Source organism: Corallococcus sp. M7 (genome assembly GCF_054512695.1).
On the sequence record NZ_CM137252.1, the window covers coordinates 1855311 to 1874444 of the forward strand.

16 protein-coding genes are annotated in these 19134 nt (G+C 69.5%); 6 read left to right on the plus strand and 10 right to left on the minus strand.

Annotated features, from left to right (window positions below; genetic code table 11):
• Positions 1 to 7: 7 nt before the first annotated feature.
• The 3 genes from ACX114_RS07760 to ACX114_RS07770 are packed head-to-tail and all read right to left on the minus strand — an operon-like array spanning position 8 to position 2522.
• A complete protein-coding gene (locus tag ACX114_RS07760) occupies positions 8 to 808 on the minus strand; it encodes a tetratricopeptide repeat protein (protein ID WP_459296218.1) in 801 nt (266 codons plus the stop codon).
• Positions 805 to 1395, minus strand: coding sequence for an RNA polymerase sigma factor (locus ACX114_RS07765; RefSeq protein ID WP_459296220.1), 591 nt, complete (start codon positions 1393 to 1395; stop codon positions 805 to 807). Before ACX114_RS07765 ends, ACX114_RS07760 begins: the two co-directional genes overlap by 4 nt.
• 44 nt (positions 1396 to 1439) lie before the next feature.
• A complete protein-coding gene (locus ACX114_RS07770; protein WP_459296222.1) occupies positions 1440 to 2522 on the minus strand; it encodes a hypothetical protein in 1083 nt (360 codons plus the stop codon).
• A gap of 226 nt (positions 2523 to 2748) precedes the next feature.
• On the opposite strand from ACX114_RS07770, the gene ACX114_RS07775 reads away from it, so the two are divergent.
• Positions 2749 to 4011 carry an MFS transporter gene (locus ACX114_RS07775; protein WP_459296224.1) on the plus strand — a complete coding sequence of 421 codons (1263 nt, stop codon included), beginning with the start codon at positions 2749 to 2751 and terminating at the stop codon, positions 4009 to 4011.
• Positions 4012 to 4014: 3 nt separating this feature from the next.
• On the opposite strand, the gene ACX114_RS07780 is transcribed toward ACX114_RS07775, so the two are convergent.
• Positions 4015 to 5061 (minus strand): outer membrane protein assembly factor BamB family protein, encoded by a 1047-nt coding sequence (locus tag ACX114_RS07780; protein ID WP_459296226.1) that lies wholly within the window; start codon positions 5059 to 5061, stop codon positions 4015 to 4017.
• Positions 5062 to 5162: 101 nt separating this feature from the next.
• Between ACX114_RS07780 and add the strand changes: the two genes are divergently transcribed.
• Both add and ACX114_RS07790 read left to right on the plus strand, forming a co-directional pair.
• Complete coding sequence (gene add, locus ACX114_RS07785; RefSeq protein WP_459296228.1) at positions 5163 to 6428, plus strand: adenosine deaminase; 1266 nt, start codon at positions 5163 to 5165, stop codon at positions 6426 to 6428.
• Positions 6338 to 6793 (plus strand): hypothetical protein, encoded by a 456-nt coding sequence (locus ACX114_RS07790; protein WP_459296230.1) that lies wholly within the window; start codon positions 6338 to 6340, stop codon positions 6791 to 6793. Before add ends, ACX114_RS07790 begins: the two co-directional genes overlap by 91 nt.
• Positions 6794 to 6864: 71 nt before the next feature.
• Here the strand turns inward: ACX114_RS07790 and glgC are convergent, their stop codons facing one another.
• Positions 6865 to 8094: a glucose-1-phosphate adenylyltransferase gene (gene glgC, locus ACX114_RS07795; protein ID WP_206798883.1), complete on the minus strand. Its 1230-nt coding sequence runs from the start codon at positions 8092 to 8094 to the stop codon at positions 6865 to 6867.
• Positions 8095 to 8301: 207 nt separating this feature from the next.
• Between glgC and ACX114_RS07800 the strand changes: the two genes are divergently transcribed.
• Positions 8302 to 9183, plus strand: a complete 882-nt coding sequence (locus ACX114_RS07800; RefSeq protein ID WP_459296233.1) for a diguanylate cyclase — start codon at positions 8302 to 8304, stop codon at positions 9181 to 9183.
• Positions 9184 to 9188: 5 nt separating this feature from the next.
• The gene (locus ACX114_RS07805) at positions 9189 to 9365 is read left to right on the plus strand and encodes a hypothetical protein (protein WP_459296235.1); all 177 of its coding nucleotides are present in this window, start codon (positions 9189 to 9191) and stop codon (positions 9363 to 9365) included.
• 28 nt (positions 9366 to 9393) lie between these two features.
• Here ACX114_RS07805 and ACX114_RS07810 read toward each other — a convergent pair whose 3' ends face one another.
• The 5 genes from ACX114_RS07810 to ACX114_RS07830 form a co-directional block, all read right to left on the minus strand.
• On the minus strand, positions 9394 to 10422 hold the full coding sequence (locus ACX114_RS07810) for an NAD-dependent epimerase/dehydratase family protein (RefSeq protein WP_459296237.1): 1029 nt from the start codon (positions 10420 to 10422) through the stop codon (positions 9394 to 9396).
• Positions 10419 to 14828 (minus strand): AMP-binding protein, encoded by a 4410-nt coding sequence (locus ACX114_RS07815; RefSeq protein ID WP_459296239.1) that lies wholly within the window; start codon positions 14826 to 14828, stop codon positions 10419 to 10421. Before ACX114_RS07815 ends, ACX114_RS07810 begins: the two co-directional genes overlap by 4 nt.
• A 17-nt stretch (positions 14829 to 14845) precedes the next feature.
• On the minus strand, positions 14846 to 16456 hold the full coding sequence (larAH, locus tag ACX114_RS07820) for an NPN-dependent hydroxyacid isomerase, LarAH14/15/16 family (protein WP_459296241.1): 1611 nt from the start codon (positions 16454 to 16456) through the stop codon (positions 14846 to 14848).
• Between the two features lie 32 nt (positions 16457 to 16488).
• Positions 16489 to 17154: an HAD family hydrolase gene (locus ACX114_RS07825; protein WP_459300081.1), complete on the minus strand. Its 666-nt coding sequence runs from the start codon at positions 17152 to 17154 to the stop codon at positions 16489 to 16491.
• Positions 17155 to 17257: 103 nt separating this feature from the next.
• Complete coding sequence (locus ACX114_RS07830) at positions 17258 to 18250, minus strand: NAD-dependent epimerase/dehydratase family protein (protein WP_459296243.1); 993 nt, start codon at positions 18248 to 18250, stop codon at positions 17258 to 17260.
• A 380-nt stretch (positions 18251 to 18630) separates the two neighbouring features.
• Here ACX114_RS07830 and ACX114_RS07835 point away from each other — a divergent pair, with 380 nt between their 5' ends.
• Positions 18631 to 18963, plus strand: a complete 333-nt coding sequence (locus ACX114_RS07835; RefSeq protein ID WP_014394388.1) for an SWIB/MDM2 domain-containing protein — start codon at positions 18631 to 18633, stop codon at positions 18961 to 18963.
• The last annotated feature ends 171 nt before the right edge of the window (positions 18964 to 19134 follow it).

Genomic DNA, 19134 nt, shown 5'->3' on the forward strand with positions numbered 1-19134 from the left:
CCGTGGCTCATGGCGGTGACAGTTCCCGGAGCCGCGCGCGCGACGCCGCGCTCAGTGGCGAGTCCGGATGCAGCGTGAGGAACTCACCCAGCGCCCGGGCCTCCGCCGCCGTGTCGCCCAGGGCGCGGTGGGCTTCCGCCACGCCGTGGCGCGCCTCCGGATCCAGCACGCCACCGGGTTGCAGCCGCACCGCGTCCTGGTACTGGCGCAGGGCGCCTCGCGCGTCACCCAGGTGCTCCAGCCGCAGCGACCCCGACGCCACGCGCGCGACGTACGCCGCCAGCGACGACGGCTCCGCGCGGATGACGCGCAGGTAGAGCCCTTCCGCGTCCTTCCACTTCCCCTCGGACCGGAGCGCGTTGGCCTGCCGCAGCAGGTCCTCCGGCTTCGACGATTCCTTCACCGTGATGCTCGGACGCAGCGGCCTTGGATGCTCGATGACGAAGGGCTCGGGCGGCGCGGGCGGGGGCAGGGGCACCGGCTCCAGCGTGGCCACCTGCGTCGGCTCCGGCACGGCCGGCGTCAGCACCTGCGGGGGCGGCTGCGCGGGTTTCGCGTAGCGCCACACGGCGGCGGCCGCGGCCCCGGTGAAGACGAGCGCCGCGCCCGCCATCAACCACACGGGAGGCCGCCTGCGTCTTCGCGGCGGCTCCGGCGCTTGCTGGAGCGCCGCGTCCAATGCCGCCTGGACGAGCGCGCCCGAACGCTGCCGGGACAGCCGCCGCGCGGGCCCACTGCCGTTGTCCAGGGGCCGCAGCAGGTCGTCCAGCGGCTCACCGTCACCGTCGTTGGGGGGGCGGGGGCTCATGACGACTCCCCCTCGGGTGCCTCGCCATCCGAGGCCAGCGCGCGCAGGGCGGTGCGTCCCAGGCGCAGCCGGCTGCGCACGGTCTCGAAGGGGACGCCCAGCTCTGTCGAAATCTCCTGCACGCTCAATTCCAGGACGTGGTGCAGCACCAGCGCGTGCCGCTGCTCCGTCGACAACCGGTCCAGTAACGTCACCAGGTGACGGCGGTACAGATATTCGTCCGCCGGCGCTTCGTCGGACGGCACCGCCAACAACTCCACCGGGTCCTCACTGTAGCGGGCCTCGCGCCCACGTGAACGCTTGAGCCACGCGAACGTGGTGCGCACCACCACCCGGTCCACCCAGCCGTGGAAACGCCCGTCGCCGCGATAGGTGGGCAGGCCCCGCACCAGCGCGATGAGCGACTCCTGGGCGATGTCCTCCACGTCCGAGTCCCCCCGCACCAGGTAGCGCACCAGGTTGCGCACGCGCGGCAGCAACTCCAGGAGCAGGGATTCGGTCGCGTCGCGCTGTCCCCGCATGGCCGCCATCAGCCGGGCGTCCTCGCCACGGGGCGCGACGGTCGCATGTGAGCCCGAGCTCCTCATGCCCACCAAGGAGAGGGGACGCCGCCAGATCGGGTCATCGGTGCTCACGGAAAAATCACCATCCCCACTCCCAGTCGGGGACGCACGGACGCACCGTCCTCCCGGAGCACGAAGGCGCCATCCACCGCGTACCCCAGCCGGGGCCGTCCCAGGAGCACCTCTCCCGACAGCGCCGCCTCCAGCGCCAACGCCGGCCCCAACCGCCACGCCACGCGCACCGCCGGCCCCACGACGAAGGCCGCGAGCATCCGGGACGGCGTGGGCTCCACCTCCGAGGCCCGGGCCTCCGTGCGCCGCCAGAAGCCCGCGACCCCGGCCCCCAGGCCCACTGTGCCCTCCCACGCGCCCGCCTTCACGAAGGGCACGTCCGCCCACACCAGCGCGGAGCCCTGCGTGAGGCGGATGTCCGCGTACGCGTCCTGAAGGTGCACCGGCAGCGCCGCCAGCACCTGCGCGCGAAGGCGCAGCACCCGGCCCGCCCATCCCGCCCCCACGGACAGCCCCTGCTGTCCCCCGGAGTGATACCCGTCCAGCGCCGCGTGCACGCCCACCTGGACGAAGGCCCCGTCCGCCGGAGCCACCGGAGCCTCAATCACCGGATCCGGCGCGGCGGGGGGAGGCGGCGCCACCACCACCGGAGGCGGGGGCGGGGGCGCGACCACTTCACCCAGCGGTTCACCCGCGTCCACCGCGCGCAGCGCCGAGCGCACCGCCAACGCCAGCGCCTCCGCGCCCACGGACCACGTCAGCGTCTCCGGCGCCCCTTCCACCCGCGCGCTCCGCACGAACAGGTGGCCCGTGCGCGGAGCCGCCACGGACACCCGCAGCTCCGCGCCAGCGCGCGTGAACCACAACACCGCGCGAGCGTCCTTCCGTGACGCCAGCCGCTCCGCCTCGCGCCACGCGCCATCGGAACTCGAGCCCATGGACGGACCTGACTCCGCCTCCAGCACCACCGGCAGGTCGCTGCTCTGCCCACGCACCCGCTCCAGCAGTGCGCGGTCTTCCGGCGTGGCCACGCGCACCACCGCCCGCCACGGCTCGGCCGCCCACGCGGGGCTCCACAGGCCCAGCACCAGGGCCAGCACCACCACGCGCTGCCTCGCCACGGCCTCCAACACGGACATGCAGTAAAACCTACCTTCCCGGAAATTCTTCGGGAAGCACCTCGCCGTGTGGATTGCCTGTCACGCAGGGGAGGGGACGGCGGGAGGGCGGAGGCACAGCGCGCCCGTCCTCCCGGACGCAGCGGATGGGCAGACTCGGAGGATGTCTGTGTTTGGCGGGGCGGCAGGTGCTGGAGGCACGGAGTCCTCCTTCCCGCCCGGGCCAGAAGCGGTAGTGTCGCGCGTCATGAACCGCCTCCGGGAACTGCGCTCGGTCCTGAACCTCACCGTCCTCGTGGCGGGCCTGGGCTACTTCGTGGACCTCTTCGACATCACGCTCTTCGGCGTGGTGCGCGTCGCGTCGCTGAAGGACCTGGGCCTCACGGACCCTTCGGACATCTTCCAGAAGGGCCTGGTCATCTACAACGCGCAGATGGCGGGGATGATGGTGGGCGGCCTCTTCTGGGGCCTGCTCGGGGACAAGCGGGGCCGGTTGTCCGTGATGTTCGGCTCCATCCTCCTGTACTCGGCGGCGAACCTGCTCAACCCCTTCGTCTGGGACGTGAACAGCTACGCCGCGTGCCGCTTCCTCGGAGGCCTGGGCCTGGCGGGCGAACTGGGCGCGGCCATCACGCTGGTCGCCGAGTCCCTGCCCAAGGAGAAGCGCGGCCTGGGCACCACCGTCGTCGCCACGCTGGGCATGCTGGGCATCGTCGTCGCGGCGCTCGTCGGGCAGCACCTGCACTGGAAGGCGGCCTACGTCACGGGCGGCGTGCTGGGCCTCCTGCTCCTCTTCGCGCGCTTCAAGGTGTCCGAGTCCGCCCTCTTCACCGAGAAGGCCGGCCCCTCGAAGGGGAACCCGCTCCTGCTCCTCACGGGCGGACGCTTCTCCAAGTACCTGGGCTGCATCCTCGTGGGCGTGCCCATCTACTTCACCACCGGCATCCTCTTCGTCTTCGCCCCGGAGCTGACGGCGGGCCTCCACGTGCAGGGCACGGTGACCGCCGGCGACGCCATCCTCTTTGGCAGCGTGGGCCTGACGCTGGGAGACCTGTCGTCCGGCTTGCTGAGCCAGTGGCTCCAGAGCCGCAAGCGCGCCGTGGGCTTCAGCCTGTGCGCCTGGTTCGCGCTGGTGCTCGTGTACGGGCTCATGCCGGGCCTCACCCCGACGCTCATCTACGCGCTGACCTTCCTCATTGGCCTGACCGTGGGCTACTGGGCGGTGCTCATCACCATGGCGGCCGAGCAGTTCGGCACCAACATCCGCGCCACCGTGGCCACGTCCGTGCCCAACTTCGTGCGCGGCTCCGCGGTGATCGCCGCCACCGCCTTCGGCCAGCTCAAGGGCTCCCTGGGCGTGGCGCACGCGGCGCTGGCCGTGGGCGCGGTGTGCTTCGTCCTGGCCCTCGTCGCCCTGTCTCGGCTGGCGGAGACCTTCCACCGCGACCTGGACTACGTGGAGTCCGCGAACCCCGCGAACGCGGACGCGCCCACCAGCTCCGGAGCCTGAAGCTCAGTGGGGCGGCGGCACCCGCAGGCGCCACGCCAGCACGCGGCCGTCCAACCCCAGCACGAACACCAGCGGCCCGCGCACCACCGGCCGCGTGCGCAGCGGCGTGTCCGCCCGCACCGTGAACGCGGGCGTCCAGCCCGGCGCCTTGAGCGCGACCAGCCGCCCCTCGTGGCCGGACGTGGGCACCAGCAGCAGGTCCTCCAGCCCCACCTGCACCCGGCCCACCAGCGGCGAGGGCAGCGCCACCCGCGCCACCTCCCGGCCCTCCGCGGTGGACAGCCCCACCAGCGAGGACGGGCCCGCGCCCACCCACAGCGCGCCCAGCGCCCGCGCGGGCGGCCCCGTCACCCCGTCCGCGAAGCGCTGCTCCCAGCGCGTGCCGCCATCCTTCACCGACAGCGCCAGCACCTGGCCCGGCCGCGTGGCCACGAACACCGTGTCGCGCTCCGAATCCAGCCCCACCACGTCCGTCACCGGCCGCGACCAGCGGGCCTCACCGCTCCGGGCGTCCAGCGCCCAGAGGCCGGAGCCCAGCGGCACCACCAGCACGTCCCCCACCAGCACCGGCGCCGCCCGGAGCCCCGGAGCCACGGATAGCTGTGGCTCCAAGGACTCCACCGGCGCGGACGCCTTGGGCGCCGGCCGCTTCCAGCGCTCCTGCCCGGAGTCCACCGCCAGGGCGCGCACCGCGCCGTCCGGCGCCACCAGGAAGACGGTGTGTCCCGCGTCGTCCGCCACGGGCGGGGTCAGCACGGGCGGCTCGCCTCCCAGGCGCCAGCGCTCCTTGCCGTCCGTCAGCGACAGACAGGCCACCTCGCCCACCACCGTCCCCACGACGACGCTCTCTCCGGCCAGGGCGGGGGCCACCGCCACCTCCCGGCCCAGTCGGGCGGTCCACACCGGCCGGCCCTCCCGGTCCAGGCGCACCACCTTGCCCGCCTCGTTGCCCAGGAGCACCCCGTCCTGGAGGGCCGTGAGCCCCGTTCGCGAGGACGCATCACTGGAGTACCGGAAGGCCGGTTCCACCGGCGAGCGCTGGCACGCCATGACAGCCAGCGTCAACGTCAGGCAGGTCACCAGGGGCAGGCGTGGACAGGCGGCGGACGGCATGGTTTGGGGGAGGATGACGCAAGCGAGGAACTTCGACCATGCCCACGATTCGTGACGACGAAACCCCCAACGCCACCGGCATCCCTTCATCCGCCCGGCGTACGGACATCACCCCGCCCCCCACGCTGGCGGTGACGGAGGAGCTGCTCCACGCGCTCCCCAAGACGGACCTGCACTGCCACCTGGACGGGTCCATGCGCCTGAAGACCATCCTGGAGCTGGCCGAGCAGCAGAAGATCAAGCTCATGGCCGACACCGAGGACGGCCTGGCCAAGGCCATCCACATGGGCCAGGTGTGCAAGAGCCTGGAGGAGTACCTCGTCGCGTTCGACGTGACGCTCTCCGTCCTCCAGACCGCGGAGTCCCTCTACCGCGCCGCCTACGAGCTGGCGGTGGACGCCGCCGCGGAGAACGTGCGCTGGCTGGAGGTGCGCTACTCGCCCGCGCTGCACCTGCAGAAGGGCCTGAAGATGACCACCGTCATCGACTCCGTGCTGGAGGGCCTGCGCGCCGCCAAGAAGGAGACGGGCATCAAGTGCGCCGTCATCGTCTGCGGCATCCGCCACATCAACCCGCAGACGTCCATGCGCCTGGCGGAGCTGTCCGTGGCGTACAAGAACCGCGGCGTCGTGGGCTTCGACCTGGCGGGCGCGGAGGCCAGCTTCCCCGCCAAGGACCACCTGGACGCCTTCCGCCTCATCCTCAAGAACAACGTCAACTGCACCGCGCACGCCGGTGAGGCCTACGGCCCGGAGTCCATCTCCCAGGCCATCCACTCGCTGGGCGCGCACCGCATCGGCCACGGCACCCGGCTGCGCGAGGACGGGGACCTGCTCAACTACGTCAACGACCACCGCATCCCCATGGAGGTCTGCCCGTCCTCCAACGTCCAGACGGGCGCGGTGTCCTCGCTGGAGTCCCACCCGCTCAAGTTCTACTTCGACTACGGCCTGCGGGTGACCATCAACACGGACAACCGCCTCATCACCGACACCACCGTGACGAAGGAGCTGTGGCTGGCCCACCGCAACCTGGGCCTGTCGCTGGAGGACCTCACCACCGTCATCGTGTCCGGCTTCAAGAGCGCCTTCCTCCCGTTCCGGGAGAAGCAGGACATGCTGCGGCAGGTGAACCAGGAGATCGCCACCACGCTCGCCGCCTTCGAGAAGCGCCCCGTCGCGGCCATGCGTCAGCCGGCCTCGAGCCTCCCGCCATGGACGAGACCCACGACATTCCCCCAGCGCCGGACTTCAACCCCTCGCGCGCGAAGGCCGCCCAGGACCTGTCCGTCCCCGCCATCCTGATGCTGGTGCTGGCGGGCCTCAGCTTCCTGTACTCGCTGGTGAGCATGTTGACGCCCGTGGACACGGAGAGGCTGGCCAGCTTCTTCGACAACCCGGACATGCCCCAGCAGTGGAAGGACGCCGTCATGTGGATGCTGACGCCGCTGGGCCGTGTCGTGACCACCGTGCCCGGGCTGGTGTTCAACGCGCTGGTGGCCTTCGGCGCCTGGAAGATGAAGAACCTCCAGAGCTACGGCTGGTCCATGGCGGCCGCCATCCTCTGCTGCATCCCGTGCTGCGGCCCGTGCTCCTGCCTGTCGCTCGTGCCGGGCATCTGGTCGCTCATCGTGCTCAACCGGCCGGACGTGAAGGCCGCGTTCCGCTGAAGCGAAAAAGAAAGCGGGCGCCCCGGAGCATTCCGGGAGCGCCCGCGGCTTGAAGGCACCTGGCGAAACGGTCAGGTGACCTTCATCCCCTTGGGGATGACGACGACGCCGCCGGACGTGACGTGGAAGCGGCGCTTGTCCTCCACCGGGTCGTAGCCAATGGTCATCCCGGGCGGGATCTCCACGTTCTTGTCGATGATGGCCCGCTTGATGCGGCAGCGCCGGCCGATGGTGACGTTCTCGAAGAGGATGGAGTCCTCCACCTCCGAATAGGAGTTCACCCGCACCTTCGGCGACAGCACGGAGCGGTGCACGTGGCCGCCGGAGATGATGCAGCCCTCCGCGATCAACGAATCCGTGGCGGTGCCCACGCGCTTGCTCTCCCGGTCCGCGAAGACGAACTTCGCCGGCGGGAAGTTGTTGGGCTGCGTGTGGATGGGCCAGCGGTCGTTGTAGAGGTTGAACGTCGGGTCCACCTCCACCAGGTCCATGTTGGACTGGTAGTACACGTCGATGTTCCCCACGTCCCGCCAGTAGCCGCGCTCCTTCTCCTCCTGGCCGGCCACCGTGTTCTGGGCGAAGTCGTACACGTACACGGGCTCGTGCTTGTAGAGCTCGCTGATGATGGACTTGCCGAAGTCGTGCGCGCTCTTCTCGTCCGCCGCGTCGCGCACCACCTCCTTCACCAGCGTGTCCGTGGTGAAGAGGTAGTTGCCCATGGAGGCCAGGCACATCTTCGGGTTGCCCGGCATGGGCGGCGGGTCCTTGGGCTTCTCCAGGAACTGGAGCATCCGCCCGTCCGGCCCCACGTCGATGATGCCGAACTCGCGCCCCTGCTCGATGGGGACGGGAATGGCCGCCACCGTGCACGCGGCCTTCCGCTCGATGTGGAAGTCCAGCATCTTGCGCGTGTCCATCCGGTACACGTGGTCCGCGCCGAAGACGAAGATGTGGTCCGGCTCCTCGTCCGTGATGATGTTGAGGTTCTGGTAGATGGCGTCCGCGCTGCCCTTGTACCAGTCCACGCCGGTGCGCATCTGCGCGGGCACCGCCTCCACGTAGTGACCCAGGAACGCCGTCATGCGCCACGCGCGAGACAGGTGGTTGTTGAGCGAGTCGCTCTTGTACTGGGTCAGCACCTTCATCCGGTACACGCCGGAGTTGGCGAAGTTGGAGAGGACGAAGTCGATGATGCGGTAGCGCCCACCGAACGGAACCGCGGGCTTCGCGCGCTCACGGGTCAGGGGCTCCAGGCGCGTGCCCGCGCCCCCCGCCAGAATCATGGCCAGCAGCTTTGACATAGGTGCCGGCCACGTTAGCCCCCGGCTGGTGGCCCACAATGGCCGTGCGGCCCCCGCGAGCCCTTCCGTTGAGTGCCCAACCGGGCGGGGCGGATGGGCGGAATGCGACCCTTCGGTTTCGCGCCATGTAGGAGGAGGGGCGCAACCCCGTGCGTCCTCTTGGCTTGCGTGGCTTCCCCGGACCTTGCGTGCTAGCGTGGCCAGGCGATGTCTGGCGACCAAACGCGAGTCACCAAGATCTCCAGCCTCACCCCGGGACCCGAGCGCGGCACTGAGTGCTGCCTCGTGCAGATCCACGGCCCTGAGCTGGGCAAGAAGTACGTCCTGGAAGAGACCGAGTTCACCATCGGTCGCGACCAGCACAACCACATCGTGGTGGACCTGGACAACGTGTCCCGCCGCCACGCGCGCATCTGGACCCGTCAGGGCAAGACGTTCGTGGAGGACCTCCAGTCCACGAACGGCACCTACCTGAACGACCGGGAAGTGCTCCAGGCGCAGCCCTTGCGCAGCGGAGACCTGGTGAAGGTGGGCGGCTCCATCTTCAAGTTCCTCGATGGCGACAACATCGAGACCCAGTACCACGAGACCATCTACACGCTGACCATCGCGGACGGTCTCACCGGCATCAACAACAAGCGCTACTTCCTGGAGTACCTGGAGCGGGAGATGGGCCGCTCGCACCGGTACCAGCGCACGCTGTCGTTGATGATGTTCGACATCGACCACTTCAAGCAGATCAACGACGTGCACGGCCACCTGGCCGGCGACTACGTGCTGCGTGAGATGGCCCAGTCCATCAAACGGCTGGTGCGCCGCGAGCAGTGCTTCGCGCGCTACGGCGGCGAGGAGTTCGCCATCGTCATGCCGGAGGACGGACCGGACAAGGCGCGCCTGTTCGCGGAGAAGATCCGCAAGCTGGTGGAGGACAAGCGCTTCATGTTCGAGGACAAGGACATCCCCGTCACCATCTCCATTGGCGTGGCGGAGGTGGCCTCGGAGATGTCGGAGCCGTCCCAGTTCATCAAGGTGGCGGACGCGAACCTCTACAAGGCCAAGAAGTCCGGCCGTAACCGCGTGGTGGGCTGAGGGCCATGGCGGGCGAAAGCGGCGGCCCGTCCTTCCTGGTCCGGCTCGTCCTCGTCCTGCTGGGCGTGGCCTTCCTGGGCGCCGCCTGGGTGTGGCACCAGAAGGACAAGGACCCGAACGCCGCCCGGCTCGTGGAGCGCGTGAGCGGCGGCCGGGTGCACGGCGGCGCGGCGAATCCTTGAGGACCCGCCGCGCGGCCTCACTTCCACGTCAGGTGCCTTCGCGCGACTCGGCCAGCCGGCCGCGGGTGCCGGGCAGGTTCCCGGGCGGCATCTTCCCGTAGATGTACTGCACGGTGTCGAGCAGCGTCTCGTGGACGTCGCGCGCCTTGAAGCCCAGCTCGCGCTCGGCCTTGGCGGGCTCCAGATAGAAGAAGTGCTCGCCAATCTCGACCTCCTGCGGGTCGAGCTTGGACACGGTGCCGCGCAGCTTCGCGAACTGCTCCAGCAGCTTGCCGCCCCAGATGTTCACCTCGCGCGGCAGCTTCATGCGCGGGGCGGGCACGCCGGTGAGGCGCTGGAGCCGGTCGAAGAAGTCCGGCATGGCCATGTTCACGCCCATCAGGTGGCGGCCGTAGACCTCGCCCCGGGTGAGCGCCTGCGCGAAGGCCTCCGCCGCGTCGCGCGCGTCCACGAAGGAGATGCCGCCGCCGGGCATGGACGGAATCTCCCGGTTGAGGAACTTCACCACCGTCCAGGTGGAGGACAGGCGGTCATCCCCGGGCCCCATCAGCAGGCTGGGGTTGAGCACCACCAGCGGGATGGAGTGCTTGCGGCAGTACTCCAGCGCCAGCTTCTCTTCGTAGATTTTGGACAGGTAGTAGGGCCAGTTGGCCACGGTGGTGATGGGGTAGTCATCCTCCTCCGTGCCCACGCGGTCCTCCTTCGACACCGCGATGGTGCCGGAGGTGGAGCCCAGGATGACGCGCTTGATGCCCGCTTCGCGCACGTCGCGCAAAAGCTCGCGCGTGCAGTCCACGTGCAGCTCGTACATCCGCCGCGCGTCCTTGCTCTGGAAGGAGACGAGCCCCGCCAGGTGGTAGACGGCGTCCACGCCCTCCAGCGCGCGGCGCACGGCGTCCCGGTCCTTCAGGTCGCCCTGTTGCACTTCCGTCTTCGCGAACGCGGGGCCTGACGGCTTTGAGCGCGCGATGAGGCGCACGTCGTGGCCCGCGGCCACCAGCTTGGGCACCAGGTGCGTGCCCAAAAATCCCGTGCCTCCGGTGACGAGCAGCTTCACGCGTCCTTCCCTTCCGGCAGGGCCCGGGCGGGCGGGGTGAAGTCCCGGTCCGCGCCCACCTGCTCCAGGTCCAGCACCTTGCCCGCCCTCAGCGCGCGCACCGCCTCCTCCGCGATGTGCGTCACGTAGCGGTAGCCCTCCGAGCGCGCCATGCCCTGCGCCCGGGCCTTCAGCGACGCGTACTCCAGCGCCGGACCCACGTGGACCTCCAGCTCCTTCGTCTTCGGGAACATGGAGCCCTTGGGCAGCGCTTCGTACGCGCCGTGGATGTACAGCGGCAGCACGTCCACCCCGTAGGTGAGCGACAGGTAGCCCAGCGTCGGCTTGAACTCCATCAGCTCGCCCGTCTTGGAGCGCGTGCCCTCCGGGAAGATGAGGACGTTGAAGCCCTGCCGGAGCGCCTCGCCCGCCACCCGCAGCGACTCACGCAGGCTGCCCTGCCGGTCGATGGGGATGAGGTTGGTGAAGTTCTCGAACCACGCGCGTTTGAGCGGCGTGTCGAAGAAGTAGTCGCGCGCGGCCAGCGACACCAGCCGCTCGCCCTGGTCACCCAGCACCACGCGCACCAGGCCCGCGTCCAGGTGGCTGGCGTGGTTGGCGATGACGAGGAAGTTGCGGTTCTGCGGGATGAACGTCTTGCCCGTCACCTTCACGTCGAAGACGCCGCCGTAGAGCACCTTCTGCCCGAAGGACAGGAGCTGCCGGCCCAGCGCGGACACCGACTCCGGCACCGGAATCTCGGCTTCTTCCGCGCGCTCGGCTTCCTTCTTGATGTCGCGCGCCCGCGTCTCCGCCGAAGGCCGGCGTCCGGAGGCCACCACCAGCTTGCGCAGGTCCTCCACCGTCTGCACCTGCGTCAGGTCTTCAATGGCGGGCAGCGGCACGCCCGCGCCCTCCAGCGCCACGGACATCTCCGTGAGCATCAGCGAGTCGAAGCCCAGGTCGCCAATGAGCTGCGCGTCCGGCCGCACGTCCGACGCCGGGCGGTGGCAGACCTCCGCGATGAGCGGGTAGAGCCAGTCCGACACGCCGCCCGTGGTGGGCGCCGCCTGCGCCTTCTCCTTCACGCGGCCCGCGCTGGCCGCCACGCGGTCCAGCCGCTGGAGCTCCTCCACCACGCGCTTGCGCTTCACCTTGCGGGTGGACGTGCGCGGCAGTTCGCCGTCCCAGAAGCGCAGCACCTTCACGCGCCGGTAGAAGGGCATGCCCGCGCTCACCTTGCGGAAGTGCTCCTCCAACTCGTGGCGGACCTCTTCACGCGGGCGGTCCTTGAAGTCCGGCACGCACAGGCACGCCACCTTCTCGCCGCCGGCTTCGTCCGGCAGGCCGACGATGGACAGCTCCTTGATGTGCGCGTGCTCCTGGTACAGCTCCTCCAGCTCGTCCGGGTAGACGTTCTTGCCGTTGGCGTCGACGATGACGTCCTTGGCGCGGCCCATGAGGTACAGGCGGCCCTCGTCGTCCATGCGGCCCAGGTCGCCGGTGTGCAGCCAGCCGTCCTTCACCACGGCCTCGGTGGCCTCGCGGTCCCCGAAGTAGCCCGCCATCACGTTCGGGCCCTTGGCCAGCACCTCGCCAATGCCGTCGTTGTCCGGGTTCAGGACCTTGAACTCGATGCCCGGCAGCGCCTTGCCCACCGTGCCCTTGATGCGCTTGTTGGTGGCCTCGGACACCGCCAGCACCGGCGCGGCCTCCGTGAGGCCGTAGCCCTCGCGCATGGTGAAGCCCAGCTCGTGGAAGGCCTGGTGCACCTCCTCCGACAGCGCGGAGCCGCCGGACACCAGCACCTTCACCCGGCCGCCGAACTTGCGGTGCACCGGCCAGAACAGCAGCTTGCCCAGGTTGAGCGAGCTGCGGTTGCGCAGCTCCCCGTTGGCCGCCATCAGCGCCTTGAGCGCCTGCTCCACCAGCGGCGGCTGCGCGGCCATCTCCTGCGTGATTTTCCGGTGCAAGAGCTGCCAGAGCGCGGGCACGCCAATCATCGCCGTCACGCGGCCCGTCTCGAAGACGTCGCCCAGCCGGTCCGACGTGAGCTCGTCGATGTACGTGATCTCCGCGCCGCGCATGAACGGCGTGAGGAAGCCGGCGGAGAACTCGAAGGTGTGGTGCAGGGGCAGCACGGACAGCACGCCGTCGCCCACGCCCACGTCGAACGCGCCCGCCAGCTTCGCCACCAGCGCCGCGAAGTTGCGGTGGGTGAGCATCACGCCCTTGGGCGTGCCGGTGGTGCCGGAGGTGAAGATGACGCTCGCCACGTCGTCCGCGGCGGCGGACTTCTTCACCGGGCCAATGCGGTCCGGGTACGCCGGGTCACCCGTCATGGCCTCCGCGAGGCTCGCCACGCCCACGCCCTCACCCAGCGCCGCGAAGAGGCCGGGGAAGTCCTCCGCGGCCTGCTCGGACACGAGGCACTGCTTCGCGGCCGCGCGCTTCGCGATGTTGACCACCTCCGCTTCGGTGAGCGAGGGGTCCACCGGCACGGCGGTGCCGCCGGCGCGCAGGATGCCGAAGTAGCTGATGGCCCACTCCGGCCGGTTCTCCGACACCAGCAGGACGCGGTCGCCGCGCTTGATGCCCTGGGCCATGAGGTAGCTGCCCACTCGGGCCGCGTAGCGGTGCACCTCCCCGAAGGTGAAGCGCTCCTCCTTCTCCCCCGCAGCCATGCGGAACGCCACCCGGTGGCGGTACGCGTGCACGGTGGCCTCGAACAGCTCCAGCAGGTCGCGGTGCGCGGGGATGGCGGTGCGCTTCTCGCGCTCCTCGTCCAGGCCTGGGAACACCCACTTCTCCAGGCCGGGCAGGTGCGTGCCCAGGAAGTACTCGCGCCAGTCGATGCGGTCCGGCGCCCAGTCGATCTTCGCGCGGTCCGCCGGCACCATGCGCTCGTAGACGGAGCGCGTGTTGTCGCAGCGGAAGACGTAGCGGTTCTCCCAGAGGAAGGGGAGGAACAGGTCGATGAGGCCGCCCAGGCTGCCCGCCTGGGACTCCACCTCGTCCAGCGCGATGCGGGCCTTGTCCATCATCGCCTGCACGCGGGGCGCGCCCCACGCGGGCCGGACCTCTTCCATGGCCTTCTTCAGGAACTTCGCGCCCTTCGCCAGCATGGGCGCGCTGAGCAGCTGGAACTCCTGCTTGCTCACCGGCTGCGGCTCGATGCGCGAGCGCAGCGAGTTGACCAGGGAGTTGCCCGTCTCGCGGTTGCGGTAGTAGCGGCGGCGGTACAGGCCCACCAGCTCCACGGAGCGGCTGGCGAGGAACGGGTTCACGTCACCGGACGCCAGGTTGTAGACGCGGCGCTCCTCCACCTGCATCGCGTGCGCGGTGATGCCCAGCGTGGCGCCGGCCACCTGGTCCACCGGGATGATGTCCAGGATGGCGTGGTCACCCGCGGGGATGCCGCGCTGGCCCTTGATGCCCGCGTACGCCAGCGGCGCGGAGGTGGTGAAGCCCTCGTTCCAGCCGGGGAAGGGGAAGTGCGCCGCGCTCTCCACGATGGAGGGCCGCACGATGGAGTAGCGAAGCCCCGGCGTACTGGCCATCACCTGTTCGCCCAGGTGCTTGGCGTACGTGTACGTGTTGGGCCAGCCCCAGTGCTGCGCGCGCTCCATGCCCGCGCGGACCAGCTCGCCGGACAGCCACAGCTTGCGCTCGCGGCCCACGGCCAGGCGCAGCGTCTTCTCGTCGGTGGCGTCGCGGCCTTCCTCCTCCAGGCGGTCCAGCGCCTTCTGCCGGAAGAGGGAGGTGAGCGCCTTGTCATCCGCCTGTTCGCGCAGGCGGGCGACGATCTTCTCCGCGTCCTGAAGCTCCTGCTCCAGGCTGAAGTCGCGCCCGTCCATCTCCTCGTGCTTGGGGAAGTAGCCCAGCACCGGCTCGTCCTCGAAGACGAGCCCGCTGCGGTTGCCCACCACGAACGCGGTGGACATGTGGATGAGCGGCACGGACCAGCGCAGCGCCAGCGCCACCGCGTTCTTCACGCCGTGGGTGTTGACGTTGAGGCCCACCTCCAGCGACGGGTTGAAGGAGACCAGGCCCGCGCAGTTGACGATGGCGTGCACCTGCCCGGTGAGCGCCGCGACCTGCGCCTCCTCCAGGCCCACCAGGGGGTCGGTGATGTCGCCATCCAGGATGGTGCACTTCTGCTGGATGAACGCCATGGCGCCTTCGTCGCCCAGGCGGTCGCGCAGCGGCTGGAAGGGCTCGCTGGGCGCCACCTTGTCGAAGAAGCGGCGCTCCGCGGACGCGGCGCTGCCCTTGCGCACGATGACGTAGACCCGGTCCAGCACGTCGCCGTAGTGGGCCAGCAACATCGACAGCGTCACCTTGCCCACGAAGCCGGTGGTGCCGACGAAGACGATGCGCTTGCCGGTGAAGACCTGGGTGACGTCCAGCGGGGGAAGCGTGGCCATGTCCGTGTGCGACCCTTTCACTTCACGTCCACCATCACCGTGGGCGCGATGCGCAGCAGGCTGATGGACGCCGAGCGCCCCATGAAGCCGCGCGCTTCTTCAATCGCCTCGGAGAGGGTGTCGGTGCGGTCCCAGCCGAGCAGGGCCGGGACGTGGTTGTTCTCCGCGCCCGCGACGATGACCTTGCCTACGTGCTGGCGGCCATTCTCGCCCCAGTACCACATGTAGAAGGGGTGCACGCCGTGGTAGGCGTTGCCCTTGCGGTACAGGTGCACGTAGCTGGGGTTCTCCGCGAACTCCTTCTCGTACTTGTGCTCCAGCTTCATGGAGTCCCGCGTCTCCGGCAGCAGCCGGTGGAAGAACTCGATGTAGCTGGGGTGCTGCACGGGGTCGAACTCGTCGTAGGCCGGGTGCAGGAGGATGAGCACGCCCCCCTTCTTCACCAGCGGCACGCCCCGGTTGAGGTTGTAGAAGTAGCCCAGCCCCATCACCTGCACGAGCAGCGGGTTGAGGATGGAGTTGACGCTGTAGGGGCTGACGAACGGGATGGGGAAGATGACGATGTCGCTCTGCCCCTCCACCGGCACCACGTACTGCTTCCAGCTCTGCTCCAGCGTCTTGGCGTGCGTGGGCTCCGTGGTCCCCGCGAACACGCCCGTCACGTCATAGGGCGCGGGGATGGCGTTGAGCACCTTGCGCGCCGCCGCGCGGGGCAGCTTGGACAGCGTGAAGCGCAGGGCCTGGAACTTCAGCCGGTCCGCCTCCGTGTAGTCCTCTTCCTTCTTCGCCAGGAAGTCCGTGGGCGCGCCGAACATGCGGTTGTTCAGCGTGGTCTCGATGTGGAAGACCTTCAGCGTCTTGTCGATGACCGTGCCGATGCGCGAGTTCTTCGTGTAGAGCGCGCTCGCCTTCGGCTCCATGTAGGAGTCCGACTCGCGGATGGTCTTCGGGTTGTGGTGGTGCCGCAGCGACGCGTAGTTCGTCACCCCCGTGCCCATGGACTTGTGCCCGCCGTTCATGGGCACGAAGTTGATGTTCACGTAGACGATGAGGTCGCTCTCCGCGACGCGGCGGTTCACCGCCACCACTTCATTGTGGCTGGTGCGCTCCAGCTCCGTGATGCCGTCCGGGTCTTCCGCGTCGTGGTTGTAGTAGCGGTCCGGGTAGTAGGCGTCGAAGATCTTCTCGCCCACCATGCGCTTCATCTCGCCTTCGGTCATCCGGCGGTGCAGCGCGTTGGCGATGACCAGGTGCACGTCATCCACGCCACTGTCCGCGCACAGCTCCAGCACCACCTCCAGGATGGACTGGCGCACGTCCGGGGTGACCATGGGCGGCAGCGGGACGCTGATGTCGTCGATGACGCACGTCAGCCGCATGCCGGGCTTGAGCAGCGCGTGCAGCGGGTCCATGCCCTCCGGGTGGTTGATGGCCCAGCGGATGGCGGCCTTCACGTTGGGCACGCCCTCCAGCGGGGGGCGGGGGAAGATGACCCGGGTGCCCACGGGCAGGTCTTCCTGGAGGAAGCCCTCACCGTAGAAGAGCGCCCGCGGGGGGCTGCCCTTCTCCGTGATGACCACCTGGCTTTCCTCGTCGTACAGCTTCTGGAGCGTCTTGAGCGGGCGCATGGATGAAGGGGGGCGGCGAAAGGGGTGGGGGACTACTTCAGGTCCAGGATGGGCCAGTTGTACGCGCGCGCGAGCGAGCGCAGCCGCAGGTCCGGGTTCACCGCGGTGGGCCGTCCCACCACGGCGAGCATGGCGTAGTCGGAGGCGCTGTCCGAGTAGCCATGGCACTGGTTGAGGGCCAGGCCCTCGCGCTCGCAGTAGGCGCGGATGGCGTTGGCCTTGTTGGCGCCTTCGATGATGGGCGGAATCACCTTGCCGGTGGCCTTGCCGCCCACGAACTGCATCTTGTTGGCGATGACGTCATCGCAGCCCAGGTGCCGGGCCAGCGGGCGCATGGTGAAGTCCAGCGCTCCGGTGACGAGCACGATGCGGCAGCCGGCACGACGCGCCTCGTCGATGAGGTCCTGTGTCTGCTCGTACAAGGCGGGCTTGAGGACGTCCTCGAACATGTCCTCCGCGATGGTGACGAGCCGGTCCTCGCTGAGGCCCGAGTAGTACCGGTAGAAGAACTCGTTGAAGGCCTTGCGGTTGACGGCATCCAGGATGCCGAACACCGGCAACCCCAGGGCGGTGCTCAGGGTGCGGCCCGCGATGCCCCGGAGCGAGCCCCGGTTCATCGCGTAATAGGCATAGACGTGGACGATGTTCGTCCGGACCAGCGTCCCGTCGACGTCGAAGAAGGCTGCTTTGGCGGGCACTTTGGGGGGCATGGGCGGTCGGGCTTCCTCCCATCCTGGAGGGGGTGTGGTCAACGAAAGCGGAAGGGCCGGGGTGGGGGGCCGGCCCTTTGGGCGCATGGGTCTATAACCAGCCCTGCGCGCGATACCATTCACCACTGCGAGTGATGGACTCCGCCAGCCCACGGCGCGGCCGGAAGCCCAGCAGGCGCTCGGCCTTGGCCCCGGAGCAGGTCCAGGCCGGGGCCAGCAGCTGCCGCGCCAGCTTCCGGTTCAGGGGGAGCTTGCGGCCGGTCAGCCGGGTCACCCCGTCCGCCGCGGTGGCCAGGGCGGTCAGCACCGCCGGGGACAGCCGCCAGGTGCGCGTCTGGAAGCCCAGGGCCTTCGCCCCCAGGTCCTGCATCTCCTCCAGGGTGAGCCGCTCCGGGCCCGCGCAGAAGAACGCCTCCCCCAGGGCCTCCGGCTTCTCCGCCAGGACGAGCAGCAGGTCCACCACGTCCTCCACGTCCACCAGGGACAGGGGGCGGGGGCCTCCGGACAGCTCCAGCCGGATGCCCTTCTTCCCCAGCTTGAAGAAGGTCAGGTTTTCCCGGTCTCCGGGCCCCAGGATGCGGGGCGGGCGGATCACCGTCACCGGCAGCCGGTCCTGGAAGGAGAACGCGATGCGCTCACCCTCCGCCTTGCTCTCGCCGTACCACTCATGCGGATGGAAGGCGTCCTCCTCCACATGGGGGCGCTCCGGGGTGGAGGGGCCGTGGGAGGCCAGGGAGCCGCACATCACCAGGCGGGGCCGGGGCTGGGGCAGGGCGGCCATGGCCTCGCAGATGAGGCGGGTGCCCTCCGCGTTGACGCGCATGAACTCGTCGCGCAGCGCGGCGCGGCGGATGCCGGCCAGGTGGAAGACGACGTCCACGCCCTTCACCGCGTTGGCCAGCGAGGCGGGGTCCGTCACGTCGCCCACCACCCGTGTCCAGGGGTGGCCTTCCAGGGCCTTTTCCAGCTCGCGGGTGTCCGTGGTGGGGCGCAACAGGCATGAAACCCGGTCGCCGCGCGCGGCCAGCGCGCGAGCGAGCCAGGTCCCCAAAAAGCCACCGGCACCAGTGATGAGGGCATTCATGGGCGCTGTTTCATCCGAAAAGCCACATCCCGTCCACCGTCGAAACGGGCAGGGTCCTCCCCGAGGGGCAGGAGGCTCCGGATGCCGAATTTCCGCCTCCGGACGCGTCGTGAGGCACAATCCCCGAGGGAAAACGGCCTCCGGAGCCGGTTTCTGGCGCTCCGGACGCGTCGCGAGGTTTCCATTCCCGAGGGAAGAATGCGCTGCGGGGCCGAGTTCTAGCCTCCGAATCCATTGCTCCGAGGGGGCCCAGAGGGAAAAAGCGCGCGATGGACGCTGTTTTTCGCTCTAGGCCGTGCTACTACGCGCCATCGGCTCTAGCTTGAAGATGCAAGCACGCCGTGCAACGTCCCCTTCGGAGGGGAGGAGACACAAGACGAATGGCCGCCAAGAAAGCCGCTGCGAAGAAGTCTGCCCCTGCTGCCGCGAAGAAGGCCCCTGCCGCCAAGAAGGCCGCGGGCCGTAAGCCCAACGCTGCGTTCATGAAGGAGATGACGCCCTCCGCTGAGCTGGCGGCGATCGTCGGTTCCAAGGCGCTGCCCCGCACCGCGGTGGTCAGCAAGATCTGGGACTACATCAAGAAGAACAACCTCCAGGACGCGAAGAACAAGCGCCAGATCAACGCCGACGACAAGCTCAAGCCCATCTTCGGCGGCAAGAAGAACGTCACCATGTTCGAGATGACCGCGCTGGTGAACAAGCACCTGAGCTGAACGGTGCAGGGCCCGTCGGGGCCGTCGCCGGTCGCCCGAAGGACCCTGGGGGCTCGTCACGCATCGCGCGGGACGGGCCCTCCGCTTTTTCCCCCTCTGCCAGCCGCTCGCCCGGAGCGTTGAAAAGGGGGCTAAGGCGCATCTGCCCGCTGGCGGACGCGCCGCGTCGGG